Annotated in this window: 2 protein-coding genes; both read left to right on the top strand. The window is 63.5% G+C overall.

Annotated elements, in window-relative coordinates; all coding sequences use genetic code 11:
- Window positions 1–359: SDR family oxidoreductase (locus tag ABYW26_RS14255; protein WP_372605572.1), on the top strand; the 359-nt coding region annotated here is incomplete at its 5' end.
- 9 nt (window positions 360–368) lie between these two features.
- Window positions 369–1,583 (top strand): acyl-CoA dehydrogenase family protein, encoded by a 1,215-nt coding sequence (locus ABYW26_RS14260; protein WP_372605573.1) that lies wholly within the window; start codon window positions 369–371, stop codon window positions 1,581–1,583.
- Window positions 1,584–1,634: the final 51 nt, after the last annotated feature.

The raw sequence follows: 1,634 nt of genomic DNA on the forward strand, positions 1-1,634 counted from the left end.
AGGGCGGGGTGATCGTCAACATCGCCTCGATCCTTGGGCTGCGGGTGGCAGGCGGCGTGTCGGCCTATACGACGTCAAAAGCGGCGCTGGTGCAGATGACCAAGGCGCATGCGCTGGAATGGGCGCGCTTTGGCATTCGGGTGAACGCCCTGTGCCCGGGCTATATCGCAACGCCGCTGAACCGCGATTTCTTTGAAACCGAGGCCGGTCAGGCCCTGATCCGGCGCATTCCGCAACGGCGTCTGGGGCAAGTGTCCGACCTTGATGCCCCGCTTCTTATGCTGCTGTCCGATGGGGCCGCTTATATCACTGGCTGCGCCCTTCCTGTGGATGGCGGCCATCTTGTCTCTAGCTTGTGAAGGGTTCCGATGGATTTCACGCTTCCCGCCGCGGTCGAGGATTACCGCGCCCGCATTGCCGCCTTTGTCGAGACCGAGATCCTGCCGGTCGAGGCCGACAAATCCAACTATGACGTCCATGGCAACATAGCCGACGCCGCCCTTGCGCCGCTGCGGGCCAAGGCCAGGGCCCAAGGGTTATGGTCGCTGCAAGTGTCCCGCGACTGGGGCGGGCAGGGGTTGAACAAGATGGCGATGGCCGTCTGTTACGAGGAAATGAACCGCTCGATCTTTGGGCCGGTGGTGTTCAACTCGGCGGCGCCGGATGACGGCAACATGATGATGCTGGACCGGCTGGCGACCGAAGATCAGAAACGCCGCTGGCTGACGCCGATCGTGAATGGCGATGTGCGCTCGGCCTTTGCGATGACCGAACCGCATCCGGGCGGGGGATCGGATCCGGGCATGATGCTGACACGGGCGACGCGCGATGGCGACGGCTGGCTGATCGAGGGCCGCAAATGGTTCATCACCGGCGCTGATGGCGCCGCGCATTTCACGCTGATGGCGCGGACCTCGGACGATGCCCGCACCGGACTGACGGCGTTCCTGTTCCACAAGGACACCCCCGGCTGGCATATCGAGCGCCGCATTCCGATCATGGGCCCCGAAGAACACGGCGGCCATTGCGAGATCGTGTTTGACGGGCTGCGGGTGCCGGATCAGGACGTTCTGGTCGGCGTCGGGCGCGGTCTGAAGGTCACGCAAGCCCGTCTGGGTCCGGCGCGGCTGACCCATTGCATGCGCTGGCTGGGCCTGTCGAAACGCTGTGTCGAGATCGCCACCGATTACGCCTCGTCCCGCATGGGCTTTGGCATCCGCCTGATCGACCGCGAAAGCGTGCAGATGATGTTGGGCAAGCTGGCGATGGATATCGAGATCGGCCGCCTGCTGGTGATGAAAGCCGCTTATGAGATCGACCAAGGCCGCTATGGTCAGAAAGAAGTGTCGATGGCGAAAATCCACGCCGCCAACCTGTTGCATCAGGCCGCCGACACCGCGATCCAACTGAACGGCGCCCGTGGGTATTCGACCGATACGCCGCTGGAATGGATCTATCGCTATGCCCGTCAGGCGCGTCTGGTCGATGGCGCGGACGAGGTGCACCGCATGGTTCTCAGCCGCCATCTGGGCGATCTGGGGCGCGATTTCTGGTCATGGGATGTGGCCGGGGCCGGCCAATGACCTCTGATCCTTCAATCCAGATCAACGGCCCGGTGGATTTCGATCCGGTCC

Origin of the sequence: Actibacterium sp., assembly GCF_041584535.1 — a bacterium.
Lineage (GTDB): Bacteria > Pseudomonadota > Alphaproteobacteria > Rhodobacterales > Rhodobacteraceae > Actibacterium_D.